Here is a 24,447-nt window from a genome sequence, read left to right as displayed (position 1 = left end):
TTGCGAAGGGGGCTTGACGCATTCCGTAAACACTTGTTATCGGTATGGATATCACCAGCTTCCCGGAGCCCCTGCCGTGTCCCGCAAGACCGTTCGTCGCGTCGCCCTCTATCTGCGCGTCTCCACCTCCGAACAGACCACCGAGAACCAGCGGCGCGAGCTTCAGGCCGTGGCGGAGAAGGCCGGCTGGGAAGTGGTGGCCGTGTTCGAGGATGCCGGCGTCTCCGGCGCCAAGGGCCGCGACCAGCGCCCCGGCTACGACGCGATGCTGAAAGCCGTGACCCGGCGCGAGGTGGACATGGTGGCCGCGTGGTCGGTGGATCGGCTCGGCCGTTCGATGGCGGACCTCGTGGCCTTCCTCGGCGAGCTTCACGCCCGTGGCGCCGACCTCTACCTGCACCAGCAAGCCCTGGACACCTCGACGCCCTCCGGCCGGGCCATGTTCCAGATGATGGGCGTGTTCGCCGAATACGAACGGGCCATGATCCGGGAGCGCGTGAACGCCGGGCTCGCGCGGGCGAAAGCGGAGGGGAAGAAGCTGGGGCGGCCCACGGTGGGCGCAGACACCGAGGCACGGATCAAGGAGCTTCGGGCGCAGGGCATGGGGATGTTGAAGGTGGCGAAGACGCTGGGGGTGGGCGTGTCGGCGGTGCAACGGGTGGTGGGGGCTGCCGGGTGAGGCTCGGCGATTTGCCATGCGCCCGTCTGCCCATCTGTCTCTTCTCCGGCACGTGCCTCTCCCGATCTGTTTCTTTGCGAAAGAGCGCCTTGCGCAACCGCGGAGTGTGGCGTTAACCGAGCGCGGGGCACATTGAAAGCCGGCGAACGGCGGAGCGCATGATGCAGGTGGTCTATACGGTCGGCTATGAGGGCACGACGATCAACGCATTCATCGCGGTCCTGAAGTCCGTTGGCGTCACCATGCTGGCTGACGTCCGCGCCGTTCCAATTTCCCGCAAGAAGGGCTTCTCTAAAAACGCTTTGAGGCAGCACCTAGAAGAGGCCGGCATCGCGTACCGCCACTTTGTCGAACTTGGGGATCCCAAGGAGGGGCGAGAAGCCGCCCGCCGCGGTGAGATGGACGAGTTCCGCGCCGTCTACAGTCGCCACCTGAAAACTGAAGGAGCGATTTCAGCACTCGCGAACCTCGAAGGTTGCTGCGCCACTGATGTGGTCTGCATGATGTGCTTCGAGCGAGACCCGCAAGGCTGTCACCGGACCATTATCGCTGGGGAATTGGCGGCAGAGGGGCTTGCAACCTTCGATCTGTATGCGGATGATCCACAACGGTATGTCCGCAACTCTCCCAATTTCCCGCGCTGTCATAATCATCAAGGCCTTGCCGCGGCCGAGTAGCAAGTACGGCGAGACCGTCTGCTGCGCTGGGATTACCGCGAGCCGGGAATGGAAACGCCTGTATCCGGTGCGCTTTCGGCAACTGACCAGTGGGCGGAGCTTTCGGCGTTGGGACTGGGTCGAATTCGCCCATCGGCCACCCACGACAGATCGTCGTCGAGAAAGTTGCCACGTCTTCGAGGATGCCATTAAGGTTGTCGGCGCCCTCCCGGAAAACGACAGGTTTGCACTTCTCGACCCGATGGTCATGCCCTCGGCATCGGCTGCGGCAAGCTCCGGCGCTTCTCTCGCCCTGATCCGGCCTTCCAATCCGAGATTTCGCTGGCGTCGGAAATCCGAGGCGCAACTCGAAGCAGAGCGCCGGGAATACCGAGAAGCGGGAAGGCAGCAGAGCCTCCTTGACGCGGACTTGGCCGCTTTTGAGCCCACCCCCTTCGCATTCGCGTTCACGTTTCGTGACGCAGAAGGGCCGCATACTTGGACCTGCGGCGATTGGGAAACGCACGCCACTTTCTTCTACTGGCGTAAGAGGTACGGAGAAGCGTCAGCGCTGGAACGGCTCGGCGGACGCTTCAATGACGAGTATCCTGCCAAGGGAATGCTGTTCGCCACGGGGAACATGATGAAGCGTCCCAAGACGTGGCAACTCCTCGGGGTGGTTCGGTTGGACGAGAAGGGGCAACTCGGATTGCTTTAGTACCCCGGCACGGCTGGCTTGGCGGCTCAAACTTGGCCCAGTAGCCACTTCGCAACCACGTCGCCGTAGCCGTTGATCAGCGTTCCCATGCCGACCATGAGAACGCCATTCCGGCGTTCGGCAAGCACATCTTTCTGAACCTCAGGAGCCTCTTTGGCGACGCGCTCGCGATAGAGAGCGATATCTTCGCTCTTGACCGGAAAAAGTCCTGGAGGACGCGGGATAGCCGCTTGCGTCACCTTCTCAGGACCATTTCGAAGATAGGGGCGAGCAGCCATCAAAATCCCGATGATGATGGTGAATGCCCCGAAACGTTGGACGACAACCGGGTCCATGGCCACGCATAGCCACCAGAGGTGAGCAATCAGAACTGCCACCCATACCCCCCACACCACCACAGGAGAAATCAGGAGCCTCCTCCACAATGGAGGCGGGTCTCCTTGTTCGGAGTTGGTCATTCTGGGGTCCCGTTTTGGGGTCCCGGCTGGGGTACCATAGCCGAGGACGGGGTCCGTAGCCCCTTGAAAATCAACGGAAATTTTGGACAAAGGTATCCTGGCGCGCCCTAGGGGAGTCGAACCCCTCTCTCCACCGTGAAAGGGTGGCGTCCTAACCGATAGACGAAGGGCGCGCGGGCGTCCCGAGCCGCGCAGGGCGGAGCGGGAGCGCGGGCCCTTATAGGAGGAGCGCAGCGGCCTCGCAAGCGCCGCTTCCCAGATATCCAAAGCCGGCTTGCCGACGCCCCGCACCGGGCGCACCCGGATCGGAACCCTCCGGGCGGGGCCGGCGGGTCACCACTTGCCGGTGTTCGGCATGGAGGCCCAAGGCTCGGCGGGAGCCTTGGGGCCGCCCTTCTGCAGCAGTTCGACGGAAACGTTATCCGGCGAACGCACGAAGGCCATGTAGCCGTCGCGCGGTGGCCGGTTGATGGTGACGCCCGAGGCCATCAGCCGCTCGCAGGTGCCGTAGATGTCCTCCACCTCGAAGGCGAGATGACCGAAATTGCGGCCTTCGCCGTAGGGCTCCTTGTCCCAGTTGTAGGTGAGCTCGATCTTGGCCACGTCCTCCTGGCCGGGTGCGGCGAGGAAGACGAGGGTGTAGCGCCCTTGCGGCACCTCCTTGCGGCGGATCTCCCTGAGCCCCAGCTTATTGCAGTAGAAGTCCAGCGACTGGTCGATGTCGGTCACGCGGACCATGGTGTGCAGAAAGCGCATTGGCGATCTCGTCCTGGTGGGGGAGCGCGGAGGCTCCGGAGCGGATAGGCTCTCGCGCCGGAAAGGAAAAGTGCTTCCCGATGGGCCAAGTGGAGGGTGCCGGCGAACCGGCGCTGTTGACGTATGCTGTTCGACACGGATCTCAAGGGGGCGAGGGCGCGGCTCTCGGAATTGCTCGACGAGGCGGAGGGCGCCGTCGCCTTCACCGGCGCCGGCATCTCCACCGAATGCGGCATTCCCGATTTCCGCTCTCCCGGCGGCCTGTGGACGCAGAACAAGCCCATCCCCTTCGATGTGTTCCGCGCCCACAAGGCGGCCCGAAACGAAGCCTGGCGGCGCAAGTTCGCCATGGAGGAGGCCTTTGCCTTCGCCCGCCCCGGCCGGGGCCACCGGGCCCTGGCGCGGCTGCTCGCGCGCCGTCGTCTCGCCGGTATCATCACCCAGAACATCGACGGCCTGCACCAGGCCTCCGGCGTGCCGGACGAGGCGCTGGTGGAACTGCACGGCAACGGCACCTACGCCACCTGCCTCGATTGTGGCGCGCGCTACGAGCTCGGCTGGGTGAAGGCGCATTTTGATGCCGCCGGCGGCGTCGCCCCCGACTGTCCGGAATGCGGCGGGCCGGTAAAGGCGGCGACGATCTCCTTCGGCCAGGCCATGCCGGAGCGGGAGATGATGCGGGCGGAAATGCTCACGCTTCGCGCCGACCTGTTCATCGTCATCGGCTCGTCGCTGGTGGTGTTCCCAGCCGCCGGCTTCCCGCTCAAGGCCAAGCACAACGGCGCGCGGCTCGTCATTCTCAACCGGGAGCCGACCGAGTTCGACGACCTCGCCGACCTCGTGGTGCGCACCGAGATCGGCGAGGTCCTGTCCCCTTTCGCGCAGGACGGGTAAGGGGTGGGCGAATGCGCCTTGACTTGCTATCGTGTGCGCTCGCGGAATCAAGGGCGCGGCGCGCGTGATGTCGGGGTGGTCATGGGGTCTGACTCACTGGGGCTGGGGCCACTGACCGCCGGCCCGACGGATGAGGGGAACGACGATCCCATCGGGCTCGTCGAGGTCTCCGGATCCATAAAATGGTATGACGCCTCCAAGGGCTATGGTTTCATCGTACCAGACGATGGCGGCCCCGACGTGCTGGTCCATGTCACCTGCCTGCGCCGCGACGGCTTCCAGACCGCCATCGAAGGCGCCCGCGTGGTGTGCGAGGCGGTGCAGCGCGCCAAGGGACGCCAGGCGTTCCGGGTGCTTTCCCTCGATTTGTCCACCGCCGTGCATGCCCCGCCCCAGCCCCCGCGCACCCGCGTGGCGGTGGAGCCGACGAGCGGCTTCGAGCGGGCCACGGTGAAGTGGTTCAACCGGCTGCGCGGCTTCGGCTTCCTGACCCAGGGGGACGGCACTCCCGACATTTTCGTGCACATGGAGACGCTGCGCCGCCACGGCCTTACCGAACTCAGGCCCGGCCAGTCCGTGCTGGTGCGCTACGGCGACGGCGCCAAGGGGCTGATGGCGGCCGAGGTCAAGGCCGATGCCGGAACCGGCGGGAATCACTGATCATGCATCTTTTCGTTCTATGGCGGGCGGCATCGGCCGCCGTCCTGGCGCTTTCGCTCGGCTTCGCGCTGGCCCCGGCGATTTCGGTGGGGCCGGCCCTGGCGCAGGCCGCCCAGCCGGTCGGACCACTCGAGCCGCTGGAGATCGCCACCTCCAAGGGGGTGGTGCCGTTCGAGGTGGAGGTTGCCCGCACCAACGAGCAGCGGGCGACCGGCCTGATGTACCGCAAGTCGCTGGGCGAGCGCGCCGGCATGCTGTTCGACTTCGAGGCCGACCAGATGGTCAGCATGTGGATGCAGAACACCTACATCCCCCTCGACATGCTGTTCATTCGGGCCGACGGGTCCATCGCCCGCATCGCCGCGATGACGACGCCGCTCTCCACCGCCACCATCTCCTCCGGAGAGCCGGTGCGCGCGGTGCTTGAAATCGCCGGCGGTGCGGCCCGGAAGCTCGGTATCAAGCCCGGAGACCACGTCGCGCATGCCCTGTTCAAGGGAAAGTGAACGTCCCCTGAGCCGATCCTGGAGCGCGGGCTAGCTCAGCGTGAAGTAGCCGACGACGCCGCCCATGAGGATGAGCAGCGCCGGATTGATCTTCGGTCCGAAATAGATGATCGCGAAGACCGCCGCGGCGATCAGCGTCGTCTCGAGGCCGGTGATGGCGGTGCGGGCGATGGCGATCATGCCCGCCGCCATGAGGCCGACGACGATGGGGGCGAGCGCCTTCTGCAGCGCGAGGCGCCAGGGCGAGCCCTCGAAATGATTCCACAGGCGCGACGAGCCGAGGGCCAGCGCCGAGGCGGGGAAGAAGAAGCCGCAGAAGGCGATGAGCGCCCCCGGCGTGCCCGCCACGTGGTAGCCGATGACGATCACCATCAGCATGTTGGGTCCCGGCGCCACTTGGCCGAGGCTGTAGATGTCCCGGAACTGGCCGTCGGTGATCCACTGGTGGACGTTCACCGTGAGCGCCTTCATCTCCGGCAGCACCGCCGTGCCGCCGCCGACGGCGAGGATGGAGAGCAGGGAAAAGACCCCGAGGAGGGTGAGGTCGGGATTGTGGTCGTTCACGACTGGCCTCCCGGGGCGTCCGGCCCGGCGCCGCGCGGGCGGTAGATGAAGACGGCGAACGGCAGCACGGTGAGGAGCACGAAGATGAGCGAGATGTGGAGGAAGCTCACCATCGCCACCGTCAGGACGATGAGCGCGATCTCGCGCAGGTGTTCCAGCTGCTTGTGCCCGATCTGGAGCGTGACCGCTGCCAGAAGGCCCACCGACGCCGCGCCAATGCCGGCCAGCACCTTGTGCATGGCGGGGTTGCCGTGGTTCGACGCGTAGAAGATGCCGAGGGCGAACACCAGCAGTCCCCCGGCAGCGTCATGCCGAGGAAGCCCGCCACGGCGCCGACCGGCCCGCGCAGGCGGTCGCCCACGATCACGCTCATGTTGGTGGCGTTGAGGCCCGGCAGGGCCTGGGAGATTTCCAGCGCGGTGAGGAATTCCTCCTCGTCCAGCCAGCCCTTCTGCACCACCAGGGCGTTGCGCAGGTAGGCGACCACCCCGCCGCCGAAGCTGGTGGCGCCGATGAGCAGGAAGGTGAGGAAGATCTCCAGGATCGTCGCCTGCACCAAGGGGCGGCCCGCCGCCGGGGAGGGCGACGCGGGAGGATGAGCTGGCTCGATGCCGGGCGGCGCGTCGGGACTCATGGGCGTCTCGCGATGTGCATCTCGTGGCGATAGGCGGACCGATGCCGCGCGTCCGGGCGCGGCAGGCTCTCCTGGCCTATTCGGTGTGTTCCACCTTTTTCGCGCCGATGCCGTAGACCATGGCAGTCTTGGTGGTGCCGAGCTGCACCCATTCGGGGGCCAGGGTCTGCGCGGCGCAGAAGAAGTCCTCGGACAGCTTCTTCGCCTTGTCGTGGATGTCGTCGTAATGCTGGAACTTCGCTTGGAAGGCGAATTCCCCGACCAGCGAGGTTTCGGAGGCCCGGTTGCGCCAAATGGCGATGGTGGCCTTCGCCTCGTAGCCGTGGCCGAAGTCGAAATGACCGGGATCCACCTGGATCTCTTCCACCGCCATGTTGTTCACGAGGTCGATCTGGGAATCATTGTCCACGTCCAGGCAGGCCATGGCGGGAAAGACGGAGGCGATATCCTTGATGCCCTGGTTGAGGACGACGCCGGGCGAGATGATGATGCAGTTGTGCGAGTAGAGGGACCGCATCTCGCCGAGCTTGTCCTTGAGCGGCAGGATCTCTTCCTTGAACTTGACCTCCACCGCGCCGACGATGCGCGGCGCCATGTCCATGGTGGCGCACCTCTCGCGGTCCGGGCTGCGGAACTTGACGGCGAGCTCATGTTCCGGGCGCGGCCAGCCATTGTCGTAGAAGGTGCGCTTACGCAGGATAAACGAGTTGTTGTAGAGGTCGAACTCCGGCGTGTCGTAGAAGAGCACCTCGCGGACCATCCGCGTGAAGGCGTCGTCATTCGTCTTAACGCCGACGCCCATTTTCTTGGCGATCGACTTCAATTCGCTCCAGTAATCCTCGAACCGCTTCGGTGCATAGAACTGCTCCGGCCGCAGGAGGATTTTGTATTCGCGGTAGTGGATGTCCTGCATGGCGACCGTGCTGCAAAAGGTGGGACGAGAGGCGCGCGCGCGGACCCACGAACAAGAATCCGCAGGCCGTGTTTCATCACCTTCCGTCCTGCCGCGGGAGATGTCCACTGGCTGGGCGGCAGGCGCCGCATTCCTCGCCACGGTGAGGCGGAAAATTGTGACAATTGGGCAACTATGCGTATATTTCGCGCGGCGAGGCGCCGATGGAAGCACGTCACAGGTGGCGTCTTGCTCATTTTTTGAACTACAGTCGCAAACTGCTACGGCTTCAAGGAGATCGGCTTTCGGGATTGCCGGTCATCCTCGAAGGTCTCGCGCGGCACACTGAGCGAGGTTCACTCGCGCCGCCAGGGTCGTGACACGCTGCCGTAGCGTGCCCCAACGAAAGCCTGTGCCACCGGCCATCGGTCGGCGAGCGCATGCCATTGCGTCTGCCGCGTGGCAATGACGCGCCTTGCTGACGCCGCGTGCGGGCTCGAACCCCTCCGGCCGAAAAAAGTGTGCGGCGCATGAGCGCCTGAGGAAGCGCAAGCGAGAAGCCCGCCGGCGGGGACCCGGACGAAGGCTCGCATCACACCGGAGGAAATCATGACGACATTCGCAAGAATGGCGGCAGCAGGCGCATTGTCGCTTGTCGCCGTGGCAACACCTGTCCACGCCGGCTCCGTCACCCAGCCGGGCGAGACGGTCGGCATCGCCGCCGGCGCGCCGCTGCCGGAGGGGGTCTATTTCGTCAACACTGCGGATTGGGGCTGCCGCAACACTTCGCCGGACACCACCTGCGTGGGCGTGGATATCCCCGTGCTCGCATGGGCGACGCCGGTCTTCCTGCTGGGCGGCCGCCTCCAGCTCCTCACTGCCGCGCCGCTGATCGAGGTCGGTGTCGAGAATGGCGACTACACGTCGGGTTTCTACAATCCCTTCTTTGCTGCGCAGCTCGCCTGGGACCTCGGTAACGGGTTCGGCTTCAGCTATATGGCTGGCTTTTATCTGGGGGTGAATACGGGGGTGGCGTTCGATTCCACCTCCTTCAACCAGCGCTTCGCAGTGAGTTACACCGCCGATGGCTGGAACCTCACCGCCAACGCCATATGGGGCATCCAGGCGAACGGCGTGAGCACCACGGTCAATCCGAACTTCCTCAATGTCGACCTCACCGCGACGAAGAAGTTCGGCAAGTTCGAGATCGGCCCGGTGGCTTATTACTCCACCGACCTCAACAAGCCGCTGCCATTCTACGGCAAGCAGAGCCAGTTCGCGGTGGGCGGGCTCGTTGGCTACGACTTCGGTCCGGTGATCGTACAGGCCTATCTCACCACGGATGTCTACCAGGAGAATTACGGCGGCAACGACACGCGCGTCTGGACCCGCATCATCGTGCCGCTGTGGAATCCGCCGCCATCCCAGGCGGCATTTCCGCACAAGTGAGCCGGCTCGGCGGGGAGGGGCGGCGGCTCCTTCCCGTCGCGCTGGGCGCGCTTCTCAGGACTTCACCACCGCCTTGCCTGCCGAGGTGAAGAACGAGTCCGTGTACCATCGCATCTCGGATTCGATCTCCGGCTTGCCGGCGAGCTCGCACTGGTCGACGAGGCCGCTCACGCGCTCGAACATGGCGGCGATGAAGGCCTCGGGCTCGTCGCGCAGGGCGGCGAGCTGGATCACGATGTCCCGAAGAATGAAGTGCTGCACCATGGTATGGGCCTGAGCGGTGCCCACCGCCTTGCTCATGGAGCTGAGCCATTCCGAAAGCGCGGCGTCGGATGCCATCTGGAAAATCCTCTCGTGTCGCAAGCAGGTCGATAAAATGCCGCCGGCAGCGCCCGGATGGGGCGAGTGGGCGCCCGGCCGATCCGATTTCGCCGCCACCGCCGTGAAAATCAAGCGGCGATGGTGCCCGCCCGTCTCGCCCCCGACGTCGCAACCTTGCATCAGCAGTCGCGAGACGGTACGAACATCGCAGGTGCCCCCCGTCGGAGCATAGCGCAGCCTGGTAGCGCATCTGCTTTGGGAGCAGAGGGTCGCAGGTTCAAATCCTGCTGCTCCGACCATTAGATCCTATTGATATCATTATTTTATGATCTCGCTTGGCTTTGAATATGCCGCCGAAACAGCCGCCTCGCCATTGAACCGCATGCAAAGAAAAAGGGGCGCGCCCGCAGGGGAGCAATTCTCGTGCATTCCGGTGCGCACACACCCTTGGGCCTGAAGCTGCTCGGCAAGCGACGCGCCGCCCAAGCTTACGGGCAACTTACGGTCGGACGATTCCGTGGGTCTCCGAATACATGCGTTGAGCTCGCTCAAGCCGAGTGGCGGCGCGCGTCTCACAAGGTGTGGCAAGCTGGCAGGTAGTCAGACCTGTTTCTTGCAGTGAGGCGTTTGGATCTCAAGAAGGCGGCAGGCCGAGACCCGGCCTATGCCAAGCGCTTTGGCGATTTCCGTCGGGCTCCTCTGCACCCACGAATTCGGTGCGCGGCGCGCCGCGCAGATGCCGCGGCGCACGCGCGGGGTGGGCCTGCGCCCATCGAGCGGTCGGCCGCGGGCCGCAGCTCAGCTCGCGCTCCCGCCGGGGGCTCTTGCAATCGCCATCGTTCTGCGGCTCAAAGCGGCACGTCCCGGCTGCGATGGCCCGCGGGCGGAAGGAGCGGAGCAAATGGGTATGGGAATGGCGAAGGCGCGTGGCGTGGCACTGGGTGGGGCTCTCCTCGTCAGCCTGCTCGCAGCGGTACCTGCCCTGGCGGACAAGGCCGCGGCCGAGCGATGCGCTGCAAAGCTCCCGCCCGAGGCGAAGGCGATCTACGTGGCGAGCGTGCCTCTGCTGGTGCCCGGCGCCGATGGCCGCGCGGTGGTGACGGACCAGACCCGCACGCTGGTGCTTTCGGGCAAGATCAACCACATGAAGGCGAGCGAATCGGCCCAGGCGGCGGCGAACTGCCTCATCCTGCGCTGAGGCGTCCGGCTCGGTTGTCATCGCGTCTCGGCCTGACTATAGACGAGAGGGATTCAAGGAAGGATGCCGGGCACGCACAGCCCGTCGTTCATCCGGGATGGGCTGAGGCAGAGGGCTGGGGCGCAGACATGGTGGCACGTATCTACAAGCCGTCGCGCAACGCCATGCAATCCGGCGTGGCGAAGACCAAGCACTGGGTGCTCGACTACGAGCCCGAGCATGCGCGGATGGTGGAGCCCCTGATGGGCTATACCTCGTCCGCCGACATGCGCAGCCAGATCCACCTGACCTTCGAAACCAAGGAAGAGGCGATCGCCTATGCGCAGAAGCGCGGCATCCCCTTCCAGGTGTTCGAGCCACACGAGGCGGGGCGCCGGCGCATCGCCTATTCCGACAATTTCGCCACCAGCCGCCTGGGGCAGTGGACGCACTGATCCCCTGGCGCGCACGGCGGCGAACCCCTGTGGCTGCCGTCCGGGTGACGCTTCCCTTGCGCCGGGCCGCGCACTAAAAGCGAACCGCCGGCCCCGTAGCTCAGCTGGATAGAGCGAGTGCCTTCTAAGCACTAGGTCGCAGGTTCGAGCCCTGCCGGGGTCGCCATCTTCCGTGCGACGCTGTCCCGCGCGGCGTTAGCGATCGCTCCTCCCGGAGCCCTTGTCGGAATCACCCGTTGCTGCGCGCGCTGCGCAGGGGTGCCCGGCGTATGCTGCATTGCAACATCGGCTCCTCTGGTGTGTAATCCCTCATGCTGCATTGCGGCGGAGGGTGAGGAGATGCAGACCGTTGTCACCATCGTGCTCATCGGGTCGGTCATGATGATGGCCATCGCCGCACTAGACCAGCCCGGCGAGTGAGCAGGGTAAGAATCCGGGATCGATCATTTTGGTCCCGCGCAACGGCGTTCGGGCCGTCGTCTGCTTGGCCTTATTTGCGCGCCCTCACATGCGATCGGCGAGTTCGTCGTCCGCGGCGTGCAGCGCGCGCTCCGGCACGGATGCGGCCGCTTCCCGCAGGCGGGGCAGGATGTCCTCGACCCGATCGGCGGTGAGAATGTCCACTGGCGTCGCCTCGCGGATGAAGCCGGCGGTGCGCATGTGGTCGACGAGGGTGAGCAGCGGATCCCAGAAGCCGGCGATGTTGGCGATGAGGATGGGCTTGCGGTGACGCCCGAGCTGGGCCCAGGTCATCTGCTCCACCAGCTCCTCCAGCGTGCCGACCCCGCCCGGCAGCGCGACGAAGGCGTCCGCGCGCTCGAACATGAGGCGCTTGCGCTCGTGCATGTCCTCCACCACGATCATTTCCGCCTCGTGGGTGAAGGCGCGTTCCCGGTTCATGAGAAAGCGCGGAATGATGCCGGTGACGACCCCGCCCGCCAGCGCGGCGGCGCTTGCCACCTCGCCCATGAGCCCCACGCCGCCACCGCCATAGACCAGTCGCACGCCCTCGTCGGCGAGGATGCGGCCGAACCGGCGCGACTGCTCGGCAAATTCAGGGTCGCTCCCGGTGGAGGACCCGCAATAGACACAAACGCTGTCAATTCTAGCCATCAAAGCACATTAGCAAACTTGCGCCCCCGTCCGCCATGGCGCGCGGGCGCGACGAGCTAGCCCGAAGCCGGCGACACCGCCATGACGGCGGGGCCATGATGACGGCGCGGCCAGACGGCCCGCAACCGGGGCGCCCTTGAAAGCCGTTCTCTCATCGTTTATCGGCGATGGACGATGAATGCTCCGCCCTTTGTCCCGATTTCCGCTATCCCCGCACCGGCAGATGATGCGGATGACAAGGCGCAGCTCGCCGCCCGCCTGCGAGCCATCGGCCACCCGGTGCGCCTCACCGTGCTCGAGACCCTGTCGGGACAGGACCGTTGCGTGTGCGGCGATATCGTGCGGGCGCTGCCCCTTGCGCAATCCACCGTTTCGCAACATCTCAAGGTCCTGCTGGACGCCGGCCTGATCCGCAGCCGAACCGAAGGCCAGCGCTCCGGCTACTGTCTCGATCGGGAAGCGCTGTCGGCGCTCAAGATCGAGATCGATTCCCTCTTTGCGGCACTGCTTGCCCCGGCATCTGATTGCTGCGCGCCGCAGGACGACTGAACCATCATGTCCGATACGCCTCCTCCCGCCGGCGGCAGCACGCGCCCCGCCGTTTCCGCCGACGCCCTGTTCGGCACGGTGCGGTCCCTGTGGCCCTATCTGTGGCCGAAGGGCCGTGCGGATCTCCGGGCGCGGGTGATCGTCACCTTCGTGCTGCTGTTTGCGTCCAAGGGCGCGACCATGGCGGTGCCCTTCATCTTCAAATGGGCGACCGATGCCCTGACCGCCGAGGTGGCCGCCGGCCGTACCGGCGGTCCGGAGCCGGTCTTCTGGGCGCTCGTGGTCGGCGCGCCGGTGGCGCTGACGCTCGCTTACGGCCTCGGCCGCATCGTCATGGCCGGCGTCACCCAGCTGCGCGACGGCATCTTCGCCAAGGTGGCGCTGCACGCGGTGCGCAAGCTGGCGCTGGAAACCTTCGAGCACATGCACGCGCTCTCCCTGCGCTTCCACCTGGAGCGCAAGACGGGCGGCCTCACCCGCGTGCTGGAGCGGGCGCGGTCCGGCATCGAAACCATCGTACGCATGCTGGTGCTCCAGCTCGCACCCACCATCGTCGAGCTGGTGATGGTGATGGCGGTGCTCTTCTTCGCCTTCGACTGGCGGTATGCCGCCGTGGTCGGCGTCACCGTCGCGCTCTATGGCTTCTTCACCTACTATGCCAGCGAGTGGCGGCTCTCCATCCGCAAGGAGATGAACGAGAGCGATACGGATGCCAATACCAAGGCCGTGGACAGCCTGCTCAATTACGAGACGGTGAAGTATTTCGGCGCCGAGCGCTGGGAGACGGCGCGCTACGACCGCTCCATGGCGCGCTACGAGAAGGCCACCGTGAATACCTTCACGTCCTTGGCCTGGCTGAATGCGGGTCAAGCCTTCATCTTCTCCATCGGCCTCGCCGCCGTGATGGTGATGTGTGTGCTCGACATCCGCGCCGGGCGGCAGACGGTGGGCTCCTTCGTCATGGTCAACGCCATGATGGTGCAGTTCTACATCCCGCTGAATTTCCTCGGCTTCATCTATCGCGAGATCAAGCAGGCCATCGTCGACATCGAGGCCATGTTCGCCGTGCTCGCCCGCGCGCCGGAGGTGACGGACCGGCCGGGCGCGCCGGCGCTCGTGGTCTCCGGCGGCACGGTGCGGTTCGAGGATGTGCGCTTTTCCTATGATGCCGGCCGCGAGATCCTGAAGGGCATCAGCTTCGAGGTGCCGGCGGGCCGGACGGTGGCCATCGTCGGGCCGTCGGGGGCGGGCAAGTCGACCCTGTCGCGCCTGATGTTCCGCTTCTACGACATCACCTCCGGCCGCATCACCATCGACGGGCAGGACATCCGCGCGGTGACACAGGAGAGCCTGCGCGCCGCCATCGGCATGGTCCCGCAGGATACCGTGCTGTTCAACGACACCGTCGCCTACAACATCCGCTATGGCCGCCCCGGCGCCACGGAGGCGGAGGTGGAGGAGGCGGCGCGCCTCGCCCAGATCGACGGCTTCATCCGTTCCACGCCCAAGGGCTACAGGACGGAAGTGGGCGAGCGGGGCCTCAAGCTCTCCGGCGGCGAGAAGCAGCGCGTGGCCATTGCCCGCACCATCCTGAAGGCTCCGCCCATCCTGGTGCTGGACGAGGCCACGTCCGCCCTCGACAGCCACACGGAAAAGGACATCCAGGACGCCCTCGACCGCGTGTCCGAGGGGCGCACCACCCTGGTGATTGCCCACCGCCTGTCCACCGTGGTGGCGGCGGACGAAATCCTGGTGCTGGCGGACGGTCGCGTCGCCGAGCGCGGCTGCCATGCCGAGCTCCTCGCGCGGGGCGGGCTCTACGCTGCCCTGTGGAACCGGCAGCGGGAGGCCGAGGACGCTGCCGACGCCCTCGCCCGCGTGTCGGAAGGGGTGGACGACGCCGTCGGGGCGGTGGACCGCCGCGACGAAGACAGCATCAACGGGGAGCGGGTGACCGCGGTGGGCTGAGCCCGCGGGGCGCCCGCTCCGGCCATCGCCTCGAAGGGGAGGCGCCTCGCGATCCCATCATTTGGGCTGGTTGAAGGCCCAGACCACGCCGAACGGGTCTCGCACCTGCGCATAGCGGGCGCCCCAGAACATGTCGGACGGCGGCATCATGACGCTCGCCCCTGCCGCCACCGCGCGCTCGAAAGCCGCATCCGTGTCCTTCACATGCATGCTGAGGTTGAAGCCGCCGAGCGTCTCGACGGGGCCGGCGCAATATTCCGGATAAGGGTCGGCCAGCATCACCGAGGTGCCGTTGATATAGAGGTGGACGTGCATGGTGCGGCCGCTGTCGTCCGGGGGGATGGCGAAGGCGAGCTCCGCGCCCAGCGCTTCCTTGTAGAACTCGACCGCCTTCATCGCGCCATTCACCGTGAGATAGGCGGTGACGCCGCCCTTCACCGGGGGCATCGCACTGAAATCGGCCGTGGGCGTCGTCACTTCGGCTGTATCGGACATCAGTGTTCCTCCTCCAGAAGCGTCGCGGATGCGGCGCCATGCTCCAAGGACGCTCCGGGGCGGCGTGTGCCGACACCGGCTCGCCGTTTTATCACGCCGGCGACATCAGCCGGTCGAGATGGGCGCGGATATGGTCGGCCTCGGCGGGCGTGTTGGCGAGGGCAATGGCGCGGTCGAACGCCTCTTTGGCCTCTTCCCGCCGGCCGAGCTGGAGCAGGAAGGCGCCACGGGCGCCGAAATAGTGGAAATAGCCGGAAAGCTGTGGGCCCAGCGGCTCGATCATGGCGAGGGCGGCTTCCGGGCCTTTCACCTTGCTCACCACCACCGCTCGGTTGAGGGTGACCACGGGCGAGGGCTGCAGGTATTCGAGCGTCGCATAAAGCGCGTCGATCTGCGCCCAGTCGGTGTCTTCGGGCCGCAGGGCGCGGGCGTGGAGCGCGGCGATGGCCGCCTGCACCTGATAGGCGCCGGGCCGTCGGTGGCGGATCGCCTTGTCGATGAGGGCGAGGCCCTCGACGATGCGCGCGTGGTCCCATTTGCTGCGGTCCTGCGCCTCCAGCAGCACCACGCGGCCTTCCGCGTCGAAGCGCGCCGCCGCCCGGGCGTGCTGCAGCAGCATGAGGGCGGCAAGGCCCATGATTTCTGGCTCGGTGGGAAACAGGCGCAGCAGCAGGCGGGCGAGGCGGATGGCATCCTCGCACAGGCCGGCGCGGTCGGGGTCGGAGCCGGCGGAATAGCCCTCGTTGAAGACGAGATAGACCATGGCCGCCACTGTGCCCAGCCGCTCCGACCGGTCCACCGGCCCCGGCGCCTCGAAGGGCACATCCGCCTTGCCGATGCGGGCCTTGGCGCGGGTGATGCGCTGCTCCATGGCCGCCTCGCTCACCAGGAAGGCGCGGGCGATCTGCTTGACCGACAGGCCGGAGACGATGCGCAGCGCCAGCGCGATCTGCTGCGTCACCGGCAGCTCCGGGTGGCAGCAGATGAAGAGCAGGCGCAGCACGTCGTCACGATAATGGGAATTGTCCAGCCGCTCGGCGAGGGAGGCTTCCGCGTCGTCGAGGTCGGAGAGCTGCTCGTCGGGGGGCAGGGGATCGTGGCGGGCGGTGCGCCGCGCGCCGTCGAGAGCGGCATTGCGGCCGACAAGGATGAGCCAGGCGGCCGGGTCCCGTGGCGGCCCGTTGGCGGGCCAGGTCTTCAGCGCCCGGAGGCAGGCTTCCTGGAAGGCCTCCTCGGCGGTGTCGAGATCGCGGAAATAGCGCAGCAGGGCCGCCACCGCCTGCGGCCGCGCGGCGGTGAGCGCACCGTTGATCCAGGTGGGATCGGTGAGGGCCGGCGTTGTCACGTTCCGGTCCGCTGGTCGGGAAAGAACATGCCCACCGGGCGGATCTCGTAGGCGCCGCCGGGATTGGCGGCGGCGAGGTCGCGGGCGATGGCGAGGGCATCCTCCAGATCGGCGGCGTCCACCAGGTAGAAGCCGAGCAGCTGTTCCTTGGTCTCGGCGAAGGGGCCGTCGATGATCAGCGGCGGCTCCTGGGTCTTGCGCAGGGTGGCGGCGGCGGTGGTGGGCAGGAGGCGCAGCGAGGCCCCCATCTTGCCGGCCTTGATCAGGCGCTCCTGCACCTCGCCGATCCGCGCCATGACGGCGGCGTCCTCCTCCTTGCTCCAGGCGCAGACCACGTCTTCTTCGTGGTAGCAGAGGATGGCGTACATCATGGGGAGCTCCCTTTCGTCTTCTGCAAGGACGCGGGAGTATGACCACGGCCGACAGGCCGGCGCAAAAGTCGCGAAGCGCCGGGATGACATGCATTGGCCCGGCATGCCCTTGGGGCAGACCCTGATCAGCGCGCGCCGGGGAACCATTCCACGTGGGCATCGCCGGTGCGCCCGTAATAGATGGCCCGGCGCCCGGCGAGGCTCACCTGATAGCCGACGCAGCCACCGGCGAGGATGCGCCGGCAGAATTCCTTGTACCGGATCTGCCCCGCCTGGATGGCGCGGACGGCGGCTTCAACGGTGGCCGGCGAGAAGTCCGCCGACGCGGTCCCGTCGATCCGGCTGCTGGGAAGCACGGTGCTGTCGCCGTCCGGCATGTAGAAGGTCTTCTCGGAGCGCACGAGGTCGGCGTCATAGCGCTCGACCCCTGCAGCGATCAGTTTTCCCACCACCTCGCCGAAGGTGATGCGCTCGTCGTCCGAGGCGGTGATGCAGTCGCGGATGATGCTGTGAACGGTCTGGTCCATCTTTACCTCTCCTGAAATCAAGGGGGTGGTTCGCGCGGCGCGTCAGTCGACCGGAACGGCCTTCAATCCCTTGCGCCGGACGATGTCGCGCAGGACCGCCTCCAGGCGGACACGGTCGGCGGGGTCCAGGTGGCCGAAGAAATCGGCGTCGTTGGCGTCCGCCAGCGCCGCCAGTTCCGGCACCAGCGCGCGGCCCCCGGCGGATAGCGTCAGGGTCTGGAAGCGGCGGTCGTCCGTGTCGGCCCGGCGTGCGGCGAGGCCCTTGGCCTCCAGCCGGTCGGCGAGCTTGGAGATGGCGCCCCGCGTCATGCCCAGCCGATCGGCGAGGGCGCTCGGGACGCAGGTCTCGGCGTCGTAGAGCTCGCGTAGCACCACCCATTCCGCCACCGTCACGCCACGCCCGGCGAGCTTGAGGCCGAAGGCGTGGGACACCTGGTTCGACACGAAGCGCAGCCAGTACCCCAGATGGGCCTCGAGCGTCGCAAGCTCAGGACGGGACGGGATGTTGGTCACGGGCACCTCAGTAGTTAACTAGGAAACTATATGACGTGAGTTCCTAGTCAACTACTGAGGCGAAAAATGCGGGCCCAAGCCCGCATTCCCGGCAGGGCTGACCTACGCCGCCACGTCCTGTTCCATCTCGCCGCCATAGCGCCGGCGTAGGTGCGCCTTGAACACCGAGGCATCGAGGGGCCGCCCGGTGGCACGGGTGAGGAGGTCGTCGGTCTCCAGCAGCGAGCCCTGGCTGTGCACGTTCGCGCGCAGCCATGCGAGCAGGGGGGCAAAATCGCCGCGGGCGATGCCGGGCAGGATGCTGGCGTCCGCCCGGCAGGCGGCATCGAACAGCTGGGCGGCGGTCATGGCGCCAAGGGTATAGGTGGGGAAGTAGCCCCAGCCGCCGCTCGGCCAGTGGATGTCCTGCAGGCAGCCGAGGCGGTCGTCCGGCGGCACCACCCCCAAGAGCCCCTTCATCCCCTCGGCCCAGGCGGCGGGGAGGTCGGACAGCGGCATCTCGTCGGCGATCAGCGCCTTTTCCAGGCGATAGCGCAGGATGACGTGGGCGGGATAAGTCACCTCGTCCGCATCCACGCGGATGAAGCCACGCTCCACACGGGTATAGAGCCGCCACAGGGCATCCGGCTCCCAGCCGGGGCCGGAGGCGCCGAAGGCGGCCCGCATGCGCGGGGCAGCGAAGGTGAGGAATTCCCGGCTGCGGCAGGCCTGCATCTCCATGAGCAGGGACTGGCTCTCATGCACGCTCATGGAGCGGGCGGCGCCCACCGGCTGCTCAAGATAGGCCTGCGGCCGGCCCTGCTCGTAGAGGGCATGGCCGGTCTCATGCAGCACGCCCATGAGGGCGCGGGAGAAGTCGGTTTCGTCATAGCGCGTGGTGATGCGCACGTCGTTGTCCGCCCCACCGCAGAAGGGATGGACGGAGACGTCGAGCCGGCCGCGCTCGAAATCGAATCCCACCACCTTCATCATCTCCACCCCAGCGCCCGCTGCGCCTCCACTGCGAACGGGCCGGACAAGGGCGGAGTGGGCGGCCGACGCGCCTGCACCTCCAGCACCTCCTCGGTGAAGGCGGGCAGGAAGGCGGCGAGGTCGTCGAACAAGGCGTCTATGCGCGCCGAGCGGCCCCCGGGCTCGTAATCGTTGAGCAACGCGTCATAGGGCAGGAGCCCGAGCTTCTCGCCCTTGGCCCGGGCGATCTCCCGCTGCAGGCGCAGCACCTCCCCCAGATAAGGCAGGAGCGCGGGAAAGTCCGCCTCGGCGCGCGCCTTGCGCCAGGCCATCTCGCACTTGGACACCGCCTTGCTGGACGCCTCCACGAGGTCGGAGGGCAAAGCGGTCTGCACCGTGTAGAGCCGCTCCATCTCGCGCAGGTTGGCGCGCTCCCAGGGACCGAGCTCTTCACTCCCGGCCGCGCCGATCCAGTCGGCGATGCGCGGGTCTGTCACCATGCCGTGGCTGAGCACGCGCAGCAGCGCCAGGCTCTCCGCCCGGGTTCCGGCGGCGCCCTTCGGCATCATGGTGTCGCTGTCCCACTGGAGAATGCCGATGCCGTTGGACAGGGCCGAGGCCCGGGCGAAATGGGCGGAAAGGTCGGAATATGCGCTCATGGGCGAGAAATCCCTCCGGCCGGATGGCCGCAATGCAATGTCATGGCGCGACGGTAGACAAGCCCGGGCGGGGAGGGAAGGGCCCGCCGGGGCCGAGAGAAGCCGGCAGAAAGGGACGCCAGCGAAAAGAAAACCCGGCGCGGGTGGGGACCCGGCCGGGCGAGGTGCCACGATGGGAGCGCCGGGGGCAGTCCCGGCGCGGGTGAAATCCGCTCAGGCCGCCTTCTCACCGGGGGTGAGGGACAGCACGGATTCAAAGCCTTCAAACTCCGGACCGCCGATATAGTTCACCCGGTTGGAGGAGGCGCCGGCGTTGCGGTGGGCGAGGCGGAAGGCTTCAGACTTGGTCCAGGCCTCGAAGTCGGCCTTGGACGCCCAGACGGTGTGGGAGATGTAGAGGGTGTGGTCCTCCTTCTCTCCGCCGCGGCACAGATCGAAGGCGACGAAGCCGGGGACGGCAGCGATGTGGGTATCGCGCTCGCGCCATACCTGCTCGAACTCGGCCTCCGAGCCGTGCTTCACCTTGAACCTGTTGGTGGCGATGAACATCTTCTCAACTCCATGCGCAATATGGATGCAGGTTGGCTGCGCCGGAACGGCGTGGCTACTTGAACAGGGGCGAGGGCGTCGCCGCGGCGATCGTATCCGCCCCGAAGCGGATCTTGAGCCCGCCCTTCACGGTGAGGCCGGCGCTCGGCAGAAACTGCTGGTATTGAACATACTGCTCGTTGAGCAGGTTCTCAACGGAAAGGGAGGCCAGCAGGTTCTCGCTGGGCTGGTAGCCCACGTAGAAATTCACGAGGTTGAAGCTTGGCGTCGGCTCGTAGGGGGAATCCGTCGGCAGGTCGGCGGCGGTCTTGGCGGCCACCCACTGCCAGCGCACCGAGACGGTGAGCTTGTTTTCGAGGAAACGTGCCCCGAGGGTCGTTGCGATGTTGCTGGGCATCACGTTGGCGAGGGGCTGCCCATTGTCCACGTTCTCGCCGTCCGAAACGGTCGCATTGAACCCGGCGAACCATGATCCGGCGTCGTAATTGCTCTCGAATTCAAAGCCCTGCAGTCTCGCGTTGGCGATGTTCTGGTATTGATAGTCGGCATAGGTGCCGAACGGTGTCATGTTGTAGCCGACCAGCTCGATATAATCTTCTACGTCGTTGCGATACACATTCGCCTTGGCGCGGAATTTGTCGCCCTTCGTGAAGATGTCGTCGAACTTCAGGTTAAGGCCGATTTCCTTGTTCTTGCCCACCTCGGGCTTGAGGTACGGGTTGGGCACGAAGCAGAACACGCCGTAGCTGCCATCGGGGCAGAAGACGAGCGGGATGTTCGGCGGATGGGCACCGGAAACCAGCGTCTCGGTGATGGCCGGCGCGCGGTAACCCTCGGCATAGGTCCCGTAGACGGTCACCCAACTCCACGGGGTGACACCGACGGTGGCCTTGGGGGAGAAGCGGTCGCCGTCGGTGGAGACTCCGTCACCGGAGAGATTGTAGGTGTCATAGCGCACCGCCGCCTGGGCTTCGAGCCAGGTGGAGTAGTTGGCCTTCCACTGCACGAAGGCGCCGCCCACCCCGCGCTCCCCGTTGGGGTTGTAGCCTTCGCCGAAGCCGTAATTGTCCACGTTGTCCACGTCGTCGTGGAAGTAGTCGCCGCCCACGGTGATGGCGTTGCGGATGCCGCTCCAGTTGAAGCGCGACGTGTTGTTGGCGTCGAAGCCAACGGTGTTGATGGTGAAGGTGCGCGGGTCGCCGATGGCGCCGGTGATCGAGCTCGGCGTGCCGGCCACCTTCAGCTGATCCTGCTTCACCCGGTTCCAGTAGATGCTGCTGCGCCAGTCGAAGACGTTGTCGTCGGGGTTGGAGTAGTTGTAGCTCCCGGTCACCGTCTGGTTGAGCACGGTGGTGCCGTATTGCGTGGCGGAGGCGGGAACGTCATTGTTCACCAGTGCCGCATTGTAGGTCGTGTAGTCGGCGGAATAGTTGAGGGCGCTGATCTTCACCTCATGGAAGTCGGCGGGGCGGAAGGTGGCCTTGGCCGTGCCGGTCCAGGTGTCGTAGCCGGAGCCGGGTACCACGTTGCCGTCGCCGTCCTCATAATCGTTCTGGGCGCGGTAGGTGCCGCCGAAGAACAGGTCGATGTTCTGGCCGACGCGGGCCGCGCCGAACAGGGCGCCGTAGCCCATGGGGCCGTTGGAGCCGAACTCGCCGGTGGATTCCACGCCCCAGGCCTGGCCCTTCTTGATGATGTCGTCGGCATCCTTGGTGCGGAAGGTGACCACGCCGCCGATGGCGCCCGAACCGTAGATGTTGGACACCGGCCCGCGCACCACGTCCACGTCGGCGAGCAGGCCCGGCTCCAGGAAGAACGTGCCCGCCCCCGAGCCGTGGCCGAGCTGGGTGAAGTTCTGCCGCGCCCCGTCGACGAACACGGCGACGCGGCCGAAATCCTGCAGGCCGCGGATGTTGATGGCGGCCTGGGGCGAGTTTCCGTTCTGGATCACGGTGGTGCCGGGCATGCCGAAGAACACGTCCTGCACGCGGTCCGGCATGAACTGGATCAGATCGTCGGGGCGCACCACGCTGACCGCGGCGAGCGTGTCGATGGTGCGCTCCTCGGTCAGTGTCGCCGCGACCGTGATGGTGTCGAGGGTGACCTGGCTGCCGGTGTCGGCGGATGGATCGGTCGCCGCGGGCGCGCTCTGGGCGAAGGCGCCGCCCGTGGCCAATAGCAATGCGGAAGCCGCGACACCCGAGCGCAAGACCCCCCTCGTCCTGTTGGAAATACCCGCCGAAACACCCGTGCGGTGCGGCCTGCGCGCCATGATCGTCTCCTGGAAATAGGCGAATGATCGAGCTGGCTATCGTCCGCCGTGAGGGACGTGGCGTGCCGCAGGCCCCCGCCTGCTCCTCCCCTGCTACCTTTCGGCCACAGAGCCGTCAAGATTATTACATGAATCTTGCCAATGGTGCCAAATAACGCCACTGATTGTGGCGCATATACCACTTCGATGTGACCGCAATGAAAATTGAATAATTCAAAAAGTTGCTGTCGCAGGGAGGTGAGATTCGCCTATATACTCAGAATGGAAGTTTTCTAATTCTATGAAACGCCGCCGCTCTCTCTTGTTGCTCGTTTCCTGCCTTGCCGTTTCGATAGCCGTCGCCGGCCTCGGCGCGGCCGCCGCCGAGATCCGGGATGCGCGCGGGCGCACGGTCGCCGTCGCGGACGCCTCGCGCATCGTCTCCATCGGCGGGGCGGTGACCGAGATCCTGTTCGCGCTGGGGCTGGGCGAGCGGGTGGTGGCGGTGGACCAGACCAGCCGTTACCCCGCCGCCGCCCGCAAGAAGCCGGACGTGGGCTATTCCCGCGCGCTCTCGCCCGAGGGCGTGCTTTCCGTGGGGCCGAGCCTGATCCTCGCCGTGGAGGGCGCGGGGCCGCGGTCCACCCTCGATGTACTGGAGCAGGCCTCGGTGCCCGTGGTGATCATTCCGGACGCGCACAGCCCGGAGGGGGTCTTGCGCAAGATCGAGGCGGTGGCGAATGCGGTGGGGGAGGAGGAGAAGGGCCGGGCGCTGGCCGCCGATGTGGCCGCGGACTTCGCCGCCCTCGACGCCATGGTGAAGCTGCTGCCCGAACGGCCGCGGGCGGTGTTCGTCCTGTCCGCGTCGGGCGGGGCGGCGGTGGTGGGCGGGGCCGACACCAGCGCCGACGCTATCCTGCGCCTCGCCGGCGTCTCCAACGCCATGGCCTCCATCAAGGGATTCAAGCCGGCCCTCGACGAGGCGGCCATGTCGGCGGAGCCGGACGCGGTGGTGGTGATGCAGGGTGGCGGGCAGGTGCTCGATGCCGACACGGTCTTCTCCCTTCCCGCCTTCGCCGGCACGCCGGCCGCGCGCGACCGAAGGCTGGTGACCCTGCCGGGCTCCTATCTGCTGGGCTTCGGCCCGCGTTCTCCCCGTGCGGCGCGGGACCTCGCGTCCGCGCTTCGTCCCGGCACCCGGCTGCCGGAGCTGCCGGCGCGCCCCTGGAGCATGGAGAAGGACCAATGAGCGCGGAGCCTCTGGCAATGGCGGGCGGAACCCGTGCCCTGGCGGGGCGGCCTGTGGCGACCGGCCTCGTGCTGTTCGCCGTGCTGGCCGTCGCCGCCTTCCTCGGCGCCCTGGTCATCGGCCCGTTCACCATTCCGCCGGGCCGCGTGCTCGCCATCCTGTGGGACTGGGCCACGGGCACGGGCACCCCGGCGGCAACCCTGCGCGAGCGCATCGTGGTGCTAGACGTGCGCTTTCCCCGCGCTGTGGTCGGGGCGCTGACCGGGGCCGGCACGGCGGTGGCGGGCGCCCTCATGCAGGGCGTGTTCCGCAATCCGCTGGCCGATCCCGGCCTCGTGGGCGTCGCCCCCGGCGCGGCGCTGGCGGCGGTGGCATTCGTGGTATTCGGGGCGCCGGTTGCCGCCCTGCTGCCCGCCCCGCTCCAGGCCTTGGGGCTGCCGCTGGCCGCCTTCGCCGGCGGGCTCGGCACCACGCTGCTCATTGCCCGCCTCGCCGAGCGGGACGGGCGCACCTCCGTGGCCACGCTGCTCTTCGCCGGCCTCGCCCTCGGCGCGCTGGCGAGCGCCGGCACCGGCGTGATGGTCTTCCTCGCCTCCGAGCAGCAGACGCGGGAATTCCTGTTCTGGACCCTGGGCAGCCTCGGCGGTGCCACCTGGCTCAAGGCCGCGATGGCCGCTCCCTTCGTGCTCGGGCTGCTGGCTGCCGCCCTGTCGCTTTCGCGCGGGCTGGACGCACTGGCGCTGGGGGAGGCGGAGGCCTTCCACGCCGGGGTGGCGGTGGAACGGTTGAAGCGCATCGCCGTCGTCGCCGTGGCGGCCGGCGTCGGCGCCAGCGTGGCGGCAGCGGGGGTGGTCGGGTTCGTGGGGCTGGTGGTGCCGCACCTGGCCCGGCTGGTGATCGGCCCCTCGCATCGGACGCTGCTGCCGGCGTCCGCGCTGCTCGGCGTGGCGGTGCTGCTCGCCGCCGACATCCTGGCGCGCATGATCGCCGCCCCGGCGGAACTGCCCCTCGGGGTCGTCACCGCCCTCGTGGGGGCGCCCTTTTTCCTGTGGCTGCTGCTGCGGCGCCGCGCATTCGTGGGGTGAGCC

The 24,447-nt window shown here is 66.9% G+C and carries 27 protein-coding genes, 3 tRNA genes and 2 pseudogenes; 16 read left to right on the top strand and 16 right to left on the bottom strand.

The window, feature by feature from the left end; all coding sequences use genetic code 11:
• The first annotated feature begins 76 nt into the window (after positions 1-76).
• The 3 genes from EZH22_RS21590 (at position 77) to EZH22_RS21580 (ending at position 2,053) form a co-directional block, all read left to right on the top strand.
• On the top strand, positions 77-679 hold the full coding sequence (locus EZH22_RS21590; RefSeq protein WP_203192484.1) for a recombinase family protein: 603 nt from the start codon (positions 77-79) through the stop codon (positions 677-679).
• 158 nt (positions 680-837) lie between these two features.
• Positions 838-1,356, top strand: coding sequence for a DUF488 domain-containing protein (locus EZH22_RS21585; RefSeq protein WP_333473616.1), 519 nt, complete (start codon positions 838-840; stop codon positions 1,354-1,356).
• Positions 1,277-2,053: a hypothetical protein gene (locus EZH22_RS21580; RefSeq protein ID WP_231711091.1), complete on the top strand. Its 777-nt coding sequence runs from the start codon at positions 1,277-1,279 to the stop codon at positions 2,051-2,053. The genes EZH22_RS21585 and EZH22_RS21580 overlap by 80 nt, the downstream gene beginning before the upstream one ends.
• Positions 2,054-2,079: 26 nt before the next feature.
• Here the strand turns inward: EZH22_RS21580 and EZH22_RS21575 are convergent, their stop codons facing one another.
• From EZH22_RS21575 to EZH22_RS21565, 3 genes are all read right to left on the bottom strand, one after another.
• A complete protein-coding gene (locus EZH22_RS21575; protein WP_203192483.1) occupies positions 2,080-2,511 on the bottom strand; it encodes a hypothetical protein in 432 nt (143 codons plus the stop codon).
• A gap of 98 nt (positions 2,512-2,609) precedes the next feature.
• Positions 2,610-2,684, bottom strand: a tRNA-Glu gene (locus tag EZH22_RS21570).
• Between the two features lie 160 nt (positions 2,685-2,844).
• Positions 2,845-3,267 carry a VOC family protein gene (locus EZH22_RS21565; RefSeq protein WP_203192482.1) on the bottom strand — a complete coding sequence of 141 codons (423 nt, stop codon included), beginning with the start codon at positions 3,265-3,267 and terminating at the stop codon, positions 2,845-2,847.
• A gap of 123 nt (positions 3,268-3,390) precedes the next feature.
• Here EZH22_RS21565 and EZH22_RS21560 point away from each other — a divergent pair, with 123 nt between their 5' ends.
• From EZH22_RS21560 to EZH22_RS21550, 3 genes are all read left to right on the top strand, one after another.
• Positions 3,391-4,161 carry an SIR2 family NAD-dependent protein deacylase gene (locus tag EZH22_RS21560; protein WP_203192481.1) on the top strand — a complete coding sequence of 257 codons (771 nt, stop codon included), beginning with the start codon at positions 3,391-3,393 and terminating at the stop codon, positions 4,159-4,161.
• 81 nt (positions 4,162-4,242) lie between these two features.
• Positions 4,243-4,821, top strand: coding sequence for a cold-shock protein (locus tag EZH22_RS21555; RefSeq protein ID WP_203192480.1), 579 nt, complete (start codon positions 4,243-4,245; stop codon positions 4,819-4,821).
• A gap of 2 nt (positions 4,822-4,823) precedes the next feature.
• On the top strand, positions 4,824-5,327 hold the full coding sequence (locus EZH22_RS21550; protein WP_203192479.1) for a DUF192 domain-containing protein: 504 nt from the start codon (positions 4,824-4,826) through the stop codon (positions 5,325-5,327).
• A 30-nt stretch (positions 5,328-5,357) separates the two neighbouring features.
• Here the strand turns inward: EZH22_RS21550 and EZH22_RS21545 are convergent, their stop codons facing one another.
• The 3 genes and pseudogenes from EZH22_RS21545 to EZH22_RS21535 all read right to left on the bottom strand — a co-directional run bounded on the left by EZH22_RS21545 (position 5,358) and on the right by EZH22_RS21535 (position 7,438).
• Positions 5,358-5,891, bottom strand: coding sequence for a chromate transporter (locus tag EZH22_RS21545; protein WP_203192478.1), 534 nt, complete (start codon positions 5,889-5,891; stop codon positions 5,358-5,360).
• 125 nt (positions 5,892-6,016) lie between these two features.
• A pseudogene (locus tag EZH22_RS21540) lies at positions 6,017-6,525 on the bottom strand (chromate transporter); the annotation flags it as partial.
• Positions 6,526-6,601: 76 nt separating this feature from the next.
• Positions 6,602-7,438, bottom strand: a complete 837-nt coding sequence (locus EZH22_RS21535) for a hypothetical protein (RefSeq protein ID WP_203192477.1) — start codon at positions 7,436-7,438, stop codon at positions 6,602-6,604.
• 588 nt (positions 7,439-8,026) lie between these two features.
• On the opposite strand from EZH22_RS21535, the gene EZH22_RS21530 reads away from it, so the two are divergent.
• Entirely contained in the window at positions 8,027-8,866 is an 840-nt protein-coding gene (locus EZH22_RS21530) for a transporter (RefSeq protein WP_203192476.1), read from the top strand.
• 54 nt (positions 8,867-8,920) lie between these two features.
• On the opposite strand, the gene EZH22_RS21525 is transcribed toward EZH22_RS21530, so the two are convergent.
• Entirely contained in the window at positions 8,921-9,205 is a 285-nt protein-coding gene (locus tag EZH22_RS21525) for a hypothetical protein (RefSeq protein ID WP_203192475.1), read from the bottom strand.
• A 204-nt stretch (positions 9,206-9,409) separates the two neighbouring features.
• Between EZH22_RS21525 and EZH22_RS21520 the strand changes: the two genes are divergently transcribed.
• The 5 genes from EZH22_RS21520 (at position 9,410) to EZH22_RS32435 (ending at position 11,239) form a co-directional block, all read left to right on the top strand.
• Positions 9,410-9,486 (top strand) — tRNA-Pro (locus EZH22_RS21520).
• A gap of 602 nt (positions 9,487-10,088) precedes the next feature.
• Positions 10,089-10,385 (top strand): hypothetical protein, encoded by a 297-nt coding sequence (locus EZH22_RS21515; RefSeq protein WP_231711089.1) that lies wholly within the window; start codon positions 10,089-10,091, stop codon positions 10,383-10,385.
• Between the two features lie 128 nt (positions 10,386-10,513).
• The gene (locus tag EZH22_RS21510; protein ID WP_203192474.1) at positions 10,514-10,819 is read left to right on the top strand and encodes an ETC complex I subunit; all 306 of its coding nucleotides are present in this window, start codon (positions 10,514-10,516) and stop codon (positions 10,817-10,819) included.
• An 89-nt stretch (positions 10,820-10,908) separates the two neighbouring features.
• Positions 10,909-10,985 (top strand) — tRNA-Arg (locus tag EZH22_RS21505).
• A 131-nt stretch (positions 10,986-11,116) separates the two neighbouring features.
• Positions 11,117-11,239, top strand: coding sequence for a hypothetical protein (locus tag EZH22_RS32435; protein ID WP_269902888.1), 123 nt, complete (start codon positions 11,117-11,119; stop codon positions 11,237-11,239).
• A gap of 84 nt (positions 11,240-11,323) precedes the next feature.
• Here EZH22_RS32435 and EZH22_RS21500 read toward each other — a convergent pair whose 3' ends face one another.
• The gene (locus EZH22_RS21500) at positions 11,324-11,932 is read right to left on the bottom strand and encodes an LOG family protein (RefSeq protein WP_203192473.1); all 609 of its coding nucleotides are present in this window, start codon (positions 11,930-11,932) and stop codon (positions 11,324-11,326) included.
• Positions 11,933-12,106: 174 nt separating this feature from the next.
• Here EZH22_RS21500 and EZH22_RS21495 point away from each other — a divergent pair, with 174 nt between their 5' ends.
• Both EZH22_RS21495 and EZH22_RS21490 read left to right on the top strand, forming a co-directional pair.
• The gene (locus EZH22_RS21495; protein ID WP_203192472.1) at positions 12,107-12,481 is read left to right on the top strand and encodes an ArsR/SmtB family transcription factor; all 375 of its coding nucleotides are present in this window, start codon (positions 12,107-12,109) and stop codon (positions 12,479-12,481) included.
• A 6-nt stretch (positions 12,482-12,487) separates the two neighbouring features.
• On the top strand, positions 12,488-14,449 hold the full coding sequence (locus EZH22_RS21490; RefSeq protein WP_203192471.1) for an ABCB family ABC transporter ATP-binding protein/permease: 1,962 nt from the start codon (positions 12,488-12,490) through the stop codon (positions 14,447-14,449).
• Between the two features lie 57 nt (positions 14,450-14,506).
• Here EZH22_RS21490 and EZH22_RS21485 read toward each other — a convergent pair whose 3' ends face one another.
• From EZH22_RS21485 to EZH22_RS21450, 8 genes and pseudogenes are all read right to left on the bottom strand, one after another.
• Entirely contained in the window at positions 14,507-14,944 is a 438-nt protein-coding gene (locus tag EZH22_RS21485) for a VOC family protein (protein WP_203192470.1), read from the bottom strand.
• Positions 14,945-15,035: 91 nt separating this feature from the next.
• Entirely contained in the window at positions 15,036-16,289 is a 1,254-nt protein-coding gene (locus tag EZH22_RS21480; protein ID WP_203192469.1) for an RNA polymerase sigma factor, read from the bottom strand.
• Positions 16,286-16,660 carry a YciI family protein gene (locus EZH22_RS21475; RefSeq protein WP_203192468.1) on the bottom strand — a complete coding sequence of 125 codons (375 nt, stop codon included), beginning with the start codon at positions 16,658-16,660 and terminating at the stop codon, positions 16,286-16,288. Before EZH22_RS21475 ends, EZH22_RS21480 begins: the two co-directional genes overlap by 4 nt.
• A 125-nt stretch (positions 16,661-16,785) precedes the next feature.
• Complete coding sequence (locus EZH22_RS21470; protein WP_203192467.1) at positions 16,786-17,187, bottom strand: DUF1398 domain-containing protein; 402 nt, start codon at positions 17,185-17,187, stop codon at positions 16,786-16,788.
• A gap of 42 nt (positions 17,188-17,229) precedes the next feature.
• Positions 17,230-17,700: a MarR family winged helix-turn-helix transcriptional regulator gene (locus EZH22_RS21465; protein ID WP_333473614.1), complete on the bottom strand. Its 471-nt coding sequence runs from the start codon at positions 17,698-17,700 to the stop codon at positions 17,230-17,232.
• 102 nt (positions 17,701-17,802) lie between these two features.
• Positions 17,803-19,310: pseudogene (locus EZH22_RS21460) on the bottom strand (carboxypeptidase M32).
• A 213-nt stretch (positions 19,311-19,523) separates the two neighbouring features.
• The gene (locus EZH22_RS21455) at positions 19,524-19,859 is read right to left on the bottom strand and encodes an antibiotic biosynthesis monooxygenase family protein (protein ID WP_203192466.1); all 336 of its coding nucleotides are present in this window, start codon (positions 19,857-19,859) and stop codon (positions 19,524-19,526) included.
• Between the two features lie 55 nt (positions 19,860-19,914).
• Positions 19,915-22,131: a TonB-dependent hemoglobin/transferrin/lactoferrin family receptor gene (locus EZH22_RS21450; RefSeq protein ID WP_203192465.1), complete on the bottom strand. Its 2,217-nt coding sequence runs from the start codon at positions 22,129-22,131 to the stop codon at positions 19,915-19,917.
• Between the two features lie 301 nt (positions 22,132-22,432).
• Between EZH22_RS21450 and EZH22_RS21445 the strand changes: the two genes are divergently transcribed.
• A complete protein-coding gene (locus EZH22_RS21445; RefSeq protein ID WP_231711088.1) occupies positions 22,433-23,359 on the top strand; it encodes a heme/hemin ABC transporter substrate-binding protein in 927 nt (308 codons plus the stop codon).
• Complete coding sequence (locus EZH22_RS21440) at positions 23,356-24,444, top strand: FecCD family ABC transporter permease (protein WP_203192463.1); 1,089 nt, start codon at positions 23,356-23,358, stop codon at positions 24,442-24,444. Before EZH22_RS21445 ends, EZH22_RS21440 begins: the two co-directional genes overlap by 4 nt.
• Positions 24,445-24,447 lie beyond the last annotated feature (3 nt).

Origin of the sequence: Xanthobacter dioxanivorans, assembly GCF_016807805.1 — a bacterium.
Lineage (GTDB): Bacteria > Pseudomonadota > Alphaproteobacteria > Rhizobiales > Xanthobacteraceae > Xanthobacter > Xanthobacter dioxanivorans.
Note: the sequence above shows the minus strand (reverse complement) of the source record. Positions and strands in the feature narration are given on the sequence as shown.